The organism is Salinispora cortesiana (assembly GCF_000484695.1).
Lineage (GTDB): Bacteria > Actinomycetota > Actinomycetes > Mycobacteriales > Micromonosporaceae > Micromonospora > Micromonospora cortesiana.
Map to the genome: position 1 here is coordinate 1 of NZ_AXVR01000110.1, position 5,803 is coordinate 5,803.

Consider the following 5,803-nt stretch of genomic DNA (forward strand, 5'->3'; position numbering starts at 1 on the left):
CCCCGCCGCAACCCTGGCACTACATGGCATCCCATGACCAACCAGACAATCAAGGACTACTCCGGGGCCCTGAATCAGGGGCGGCCAGTTGAGCGGTACACGAGCCGGTGCCCCTGCCCTCGACTGCTCGGCATCGGTGGCGGGGGCACCGGATGACTTCACGGTCCTCGGTGCCCATGTCCGGCGGTGACCCGTTCCGGCGGTGCCCATGTCCGGCGGTGACCTGTTCCGGGGCGGACATCGACGAAGTGGGCATCGGTCAGCGGGGCGAATCTACGGCACGGGTCGCCGAGCGATCCTCGACCAGCTCATCGCACCGGCGCGAGCAGCTGGCCGGCCTCTAGGGCCGCCTCGGTGCCGGTCCAGTGCTTCCGGAACATCCGGTCGTGCGAGACCACCACCACGGCGCCCGGGTACTCGGCCAGCGCCCGCTCCAACTGTTCGACCAGCGCCAACGACAGGTGGTTGGTGGGCTCATCGAGTAGCAGCAGGTCGGCTTCGCCGACCAGCAGGCGGGCCAGTACCAGGCGGCGCCGCTGCCCGACGGACAGCGCGTTGACCGGCTTACCGAAGTCACCGGTGCGGAACAGGCCCAGCGATTCCAGCTGCTCGCCGTGCTCCTCAAGGGTGCCTGGGCGGCCGGACGCAAACGCCGATAGCAGGCTGTGCGCCGGGGCGCCGATCTTGCTCTCCTGCGGCAGGTATCCGAGACGCCCCCGGCGCTCCACCGTCCCCTCATCCGGGGGGAGCACACCGGCCAACACGTCGAGCAGAGTCGACTTGCCAGCCCCGTTCGGCCCGGTAACCAGCATCCGCTCACCCGCGGTTACGGTCAGCTCAGGCGCCCACAGCCGGCCCCCGACCCGCACGCGGTGCGCTGAGCACGGTGCCCTCCCGGATCGCCGCATCCAGCGGCGCGTTTAGGCGCAACGGGTCCGGCGGCCGGGACACCGGCTCGGCGTGCAACCGGTCGAGCCGTTCGGCCGAGTTGCGCACCCGAGTGGAAATCGACGCCTGGACTCGGTGGCCGTCGCTGTTGTATTTGCACTTGTTGTTGTCCTTGATGGGGCGGCCCGGCGCCACTTGGTACGCCGTCGTCGCGCCCCACTCAGTCCAGTGCTTGATCTCGGCGGTCCACTCCGCGTATGCCTGCTCCCACCGCCGCCGCGCCGCCCGGTTCTCGGCGAGGTAGCCGGCATAGCCGTTGCCGTAGCGCACCACGGCGGCCCGATCCCCGTCGACCTCCAGGATCGTAGTGGCCACCCGCCGTAGCAGCAGCCGGTCGTGGGTCACCACCACAAGCGTTCCCCGGTGCCGGTGCAGCCGGTCCTCCAGCCAGGCCAGAGCCGCCTCGTCGAGATGGTTGGTGGGCTCGTCGAGTAGGAGTAGCTCCGGTTCGGCCGACAGCACACCGGCCAGCGCGAGCCGCGCCCGCTGCCCACCGGAGAGCGTGCCGAGCGTGCGATCCGGTGCCAGCTCGCCGATCCCCAGGGTGGACATCGCTGCCCGCACCCGCGCGTCGGCCGATATCCGTCGCGCAGTTCAAAAGCGGTCAACATTTCTCCGTACGCGTTGAGTAGCCCCGCCTCGCCGGTGCCCAGCACCTGCTCCGCCTCGATGACCCGGCGCTGGAGGTCGCGCAGGTCGGAGAGCGCCGCGTCGATCGCGGCCCCGACCGTGGCCGTGTCCGGCAGCTCGAGGACCTGGCCGAGATAGCCGATCCCGCCGTCGGCGGTGGCCACGACCTCGCCCTCGTCCGGAAGCTCCTGTCCGGCAAGCAGCCGCAGGAGGGTGGACTTTCCGGCGCCGTTCTCACCGACCACGGCGGCCCGTTCTCCGTCGCGGACCGTGCCGGTCACCGCGTTCAGCACCTGACCGTGGGCGTACGCCTTGCTCACCGCGTGCAGGGTGAGTTGGGTAGACATGAGACTCCTCGTGATCAATCCCAGACGCGGCCGTCGATAGAAGCCAATTCGGGACCCTGCCAGCCACGACGCCGCCAATGGGCGTGGGAGGCGCTAGCCGATCCGGTACCAGCCGCCGTGCCGGGTCGTACCCAATTGGTGTTGTCCTTAATCGACCGGCGTGGTTGACGGCGTGCGCGGTTGGACACGCGGACGCCATTCGCCGAATAGAAAAGTGAGGAACTGCCCGCCGGTGCTTAACTGGCACCAAAAGTGGGGCTGCGGTAGCGGGCTGGGTGCGTGTCAGTAGATCACCCAGCCATATTTACACGAACCTGACGCCCCGACAAACTGTTTGCTCTCGCCTCGTTCGGCCGCTACGCACGCGCGCTGGGCGCCCGGATACGGATCATCTTGACTACGGCAGTGACCTTCGGCAGATCGCCTGATCTCCGCGAGCCTCAGTCGACATCGTTACGATGGGGCCAGTCGTTCAAGCGAGCGGCAGCCTCCGCCACATCGTGCCCATGACCCGGGCATCGACCGAGTGCTCGTATTCATACCAAACGTGGAGGTTGGTGGCACCCGGGCTGCTAGCGTTCGGCGCCATGTGGACCGAGGAGATCGTGACCGAGCGGCCAGCCTGGCGGCACATCCCATCCGGCGTGGTCTTTCGGGAGGTGCCAGGCGGGACTTTCCGCATGGGTCTGTCCGAGGCGGAACTGGCGGCGGTACGCGCGATCGAACGCAGTGGGGGAGCCGAGGACACTCTTGAGCCGTTCTTCGCCGGTGCCGGGGACGCCCAGCCGATACGAGAGGTGCGGGTCGAACCGTTTCTGCTCGCCCGGCACCCCTTGACCGTCGCGCAGGTCCGGCACTGGTTGCCCGAGTACGAGGACGACTACGCCGACGCGGACTCCGGCACCGCCCGGCTCAAGGATGACCTGGACGACCTGCTCGAGGCGATGCCGTTCCGGCTGCCCAGCGAGGCTGAGTGGGAGTACGCAGCCCGAGCCGGCACCACCACCTTGACCTTCCGCGGCGACGGAAAACCCGGCGAGGACCAACTACTCGACGACTTCGGCGATGGGCAGCGGACAGCTGCCGCTGAAAACGCGTTCGGGCTGGCTGCCCTGGGCTCGGCGAACGAAATCTGCGCCGATATGTGGATTCCCGGTTTTGTGGGCGCCCCGGCGGATGCCCGCCCACGCATCGGTGACGGTCCCCGGACGGTACGCGGCGGTGCCGCCGACTGCTACCCGTGGCAGGGTTGTGGCGAATGGCTGCTGCGGCTCGCCGCCACCCGGCACGAGCACGCTCAGTTCACCGCAGTCCGCCCGGTAGCACCACTGCCACCCCAAGATTAGCCGGCTCACCAGGACCCCGGCCGCCTCGGGGAACCCAATGTCGTCCTAGCCGCGGACCAAGGCATCCCACAGGTGGCCCATCCGCGAGGACGTGATCTGAAGTGGCCTGCCGGCCAGCGGACTGTCGCTAAGTCTCAGGTCCAGTTCGCTCTGCCCGGCGGCCATGGCCGCGCCACCCGTGGTGTCCCTCGGCGGAGGGCGTGGTCCTCTACATCATTCGTAGTGGTAGCGGCACTGCGCGATCTGCACTGTGTCGTCCACGATCCGGTATACGAGGCGGTGTTCCTGGTCGATGCGTCTCGACCAGAATCCGGCCCAGTTTCCGCGGAGCTGCTCCGGTTTGCCGATGCCTTGGTAGCCGTTGCGTCGGATGTCCTCGATCAAGGCGTTTACTCGTTTGAGCATCTGGCGATCTCGTTGCCAGGTCAGATAGTCTTCCCAGCCTCGGCTGGCGAACTGGACCTTCACGCTGCCGATGCATCGCCTGAACGGGCGTCGGGGTCGATCAGGTCGTGCGTCTCCCCACCCCCGTTACGCAGCTCCTCGACGGCTTCATTTAGGCGGCGCGCGTTGGCGGGGCTAGCCATTAGGTAGGCCGTCTCCTTCAACGACTCGTACTCGCGCAGCGAGATGATGACCGCGGCCTCCCGGCCGGAGCGGGTGACCACCACTTCCTCGGCGTCGTCCACGACATGGTCGAGCATCTTGGCCAGGTTCTGGCGGACTTCTGAGTAGGGAACGGTGCGCATGCTGCTGCCTCCCAAACATTACGTACAATAAATTGTACAAGCTTGCCGGTGCTGCTCGTTAGATGCGCCGACGTCTGGCCTTGAACTGGCGATCAGACACAGGAGCGGCGCGGGCGTAGCGGGAGCGGATCACCGATGATCGGCGATCTCCATGGCGAGTTCCGCATCGTCGCGCCGCCGCCGTGACGGGTTCGCCGCCTGGGATCGCCAGCCGTAATAGGTCGACACGGCGACGTTGAGGACCCGGAGACGCTGATCGCCCGCCTCGGGATCTGACTGTGCCGAAGGAACCCCGCGCGCCTGTCTGATCTGCCGCACCCCGTCATGTTCGACGAGGCAGACCCGCTCCTGCGGCGACAGCGGGCGCACGCCCTGGCCTTCCCCAATGTGGCCGAGAAGATCTCCCACGGCCAGCCCGCCTTCTGACGATGGCGGGGCCGCTCGCCGGTTACCGGCCGGGGCGGCCTCGGTGTCCCGACCGTACGGGTCGGCCGCTGTGCCTGGCGCTACCCCGCCGGCCGTCCCCCGCCGGGCGCGGCGAGCGGCTCCGTGCGGGGAGGTTCCAGGAGGACCGTTCGTACAGGGCGATCCCGGCGCAGACCGAGACGTTCAGCGACTCTGCGTCCGGATTGAGTGGGATCGACACGGTGCTGCTGGCGATGCTCTCGAATGACCGCGACGTGCCCGTCTTCTCGGCCCCGAGCAGGAGGGCGAGCGGCTCGTCGGCGTCGCGCAGATCGCTGACCGCCAGATCGCCGTCCGTGTCGAAGGCGATCAGCGGGACTCTGCTGTGCTGGAAGTGGTCGATCGCCTCGGCCCGGGAAGCGAGCACGATCGGCAGTGAGAAGACGTAGCCTCGGCTGGCCCGGATGAGGCGTCGGTCAGCGACGGTGGCCAGGTCGCTGTCCACGAGCACGATGCCGGCGGCGCCGAGCGCGAAGGAGGTACGCACGATGGCGCCGATGTTGCCGACGATCTTCACGCCGTCCAGGACGATGATGTCACCGGTCGTACGGGACAGGTCGTTGAAGCCCCATGGCCGCGGCGTGCGTGCCACACCGAACACCTTGGGCTTCTTGTCAGCCTTGAACAGGCTGCTCATGACCGGGACCGCCACCAGGCGAACGGGAATGTTCCGCTGCTGGCATGCGGCGAGCACCTCGTCGGGGAAGGGGCTGCTCTCGACTCCGTAGACCTCGACGAAGTCTAGCCCCGCGCGGATGCACTCCACGAGCGGCTCGGCATCCTCGATGAGAACGGTGCGGACGGCGGATCGCGAATGCTTGACGACATCGCTGATCCGCTGCACGGCCGGATCTGACCGTTCGGTGATGACATCGAGGCTTACCACGGGCGCGACCCTAGCACAAGCCCCTTTCGCTTCCTCAATCTGACTCGAGCCGGGTGAACCAGTCGTCGATCGAGCGCCGGTACCCGTCGGGCATGGGCAGGTCCACGATCTCGTCGGCGCCGAACAGACGGCCTTCTTTGTGTTCGGAGCTCACTGCGATCGGCGAGTCGTCGTCGGCGAAGCAGCCGTAGGTCACGATCAGCACGTTGACGCCGTCGCGGATCTGGTACTGCCAGGAGTCGAGGATCGGGCCGATCCGCACCGTCCAGCCGGTCTCTTCGCTGATCTCCCGACCGACGCAGACGGCCGGGTCCTCGCCGAGTTCGAGCTTGCCGCCGGGCACGGCCCCGGCGTTGTTCTTTTACGTCCGCTTTGATCATGGTTTGTTAGATGCCGTAGACGGCGAAGGTGTCGGTGCGGTCGTGTAGGTCG

At 67.6% G+C, this 5,803-nt stretch carries 7 protein-coding genes and 3 pseudogenes; 1 reads left to right on the forward strand and 9 read right to left on the reverse strand.

Features of this window, described 5'->3' with window-relative positions:
* Nucleotides 1-308: 308 nt before the first annotated feature.
* From K228_RS30285 to K228_RS30520, 4 genes and pseudogenes are all read right to left on the reverse strand, one after another.
* Entirely contained in the window at nt 309-908 is a 600-nt protein-coding gene (locus K228_RS30285) for an ATP-binding cassette domain-containing protein (protein ID WP_342667139.1), read from the reverse strand.
* Nucleotides 838-1,293 carry a hypothetical protein gene (locus tag K228_RS30290; RefSeq protein WP_245603580.1) on the reverse strand — a complete coding sequence of 152 codons (456 nt, stop codon included), beginning with the start codon at nt 1,291-1,293 and terminating at the stop codon, nt 838-840. The genes K228_RS30285 and K228_RS30290 overlap by 71 nt, the downstream gene beginning before the upstream one ends.
* Before the next feature lie 129 nt (nt 1,294-1,422).
* Nucleotides 1,423-1,500: pseudogene (locus K228_RS30295) on the reverse strand (hypothetical protein); the annotation flags it as partial.
* 146 nt (nt 1,501-1,646) lie between these two features.
* A pseudogene (locus tag K228_RS30520) lies at nt 1,647-1,925 on the reverse strand (ATP-binding cassette domain-containing protein); the annotation flags it as partial.
* A 587-nt stretch (nt 1,926-2,512) separates the two neighbouring features.
* Here K228_RS30520 and K228_RS0123745 point away from each other — a divergent pair.
* A complete protein-coding gene (locus tag K228_RS0123745; protein ID WP_025620623.1) occupies nt 2,513-3,271 on the forward strand; it encodes a formylglycine-generating enzyme family protein in 759 nt (252 codons plus the stop codon).
* A 213-nt stretch (nt 3,272-3,484) separates the two neighbouring features.
* Here the strand turns inward: K228_RS0123745 and K228_RS0123750 are convergent, their stop codons facing one another.
* The 5 genes and pseudogenes from K228_RS0123750 to K228_RS0123775 all read right to left on the reverse strand — a co-directional run.
* Entirely contained in the window at nt 3,485-3,739 is a 255-nt protein-coding gene (locus tag K228_RS0123750; protein ID WP_025620624.1) for a Txe/YoeB family addiction module toxin, read from the reverse strand.
* On the reverse strand, nt 3,736-4,020 hold the full coding sequence (locus K228_RS0123755) for a type II toxin-antitoxin system Phd/YefM family antitoxin (protein WP_025620625.1): 285 nt from the start codon (nt 4,018-4,020) through the stop codon (nt 3,736-3,738). The genes K228_RS0123750 and K228_RS0123755 overlap by 4 nt, the downstream gene beginning before the upstream one ends.
* A gap of 129 nt (nt 4,021-4,149) precedes the next feature.
* A complete protein-coding gene (locus K228_RS0123760) occupies nt 4,150-4,428 on the reverse strand; it encodes a hypothetical protein (RefSeq protein WP_155251629.1) in 279 nt (92 codons plus the stop codon).
* A gap of 40 nt (nt 4,429-4,468) precedes the next feature.
* Entirely contained in the window at nt 4,469-5,371 is a 903-nt protein-coding gene (gene nshR, locus K228_RS0123770) for an NshR/TsnR family 23S rRNA methyltransferase (RefSeq protein WP_025620627.1), read from the reverse strand.
* A gap of 34 nt (nt 5,372-5,405) precedes the next feature.
* Nucleotides 5,406-5,714 (reverse strand): annotated as a pseudogene (locus K228_RS0123775) (NUDIX domain-containing protein); the annotation flags it as partial.
* Nucleotides 5,715-5,803 lie beyond the last annotated feature (89 nt).

What these genes read in the sequence shown, in the direction of transcription:
- K228_RS0123755 (WP_025620625.1), bottom strand. Translation starts at nt 4,020, where the DNA reads ATGCGCACCGTTCCCTACTCAGAAGTCCGCCAGAACCTGGCCAAGATG.
- K228_RS0123745 (WP_025620623.1), top strand. Translation starts at nt 2,513, where the DNA reads ATGTGGACCGAGGAGATCGTGACCGAGCGGCCAGCCTGGCGGCACATC.
- K228_RS30285 (WP_342667139.1), bottom strand. Translation starts at nt 908, where the DNA reads ATGCGGCGATCCGGGAGGGCACCGTGCTCAGCGCACCGCGTGCGGGTC.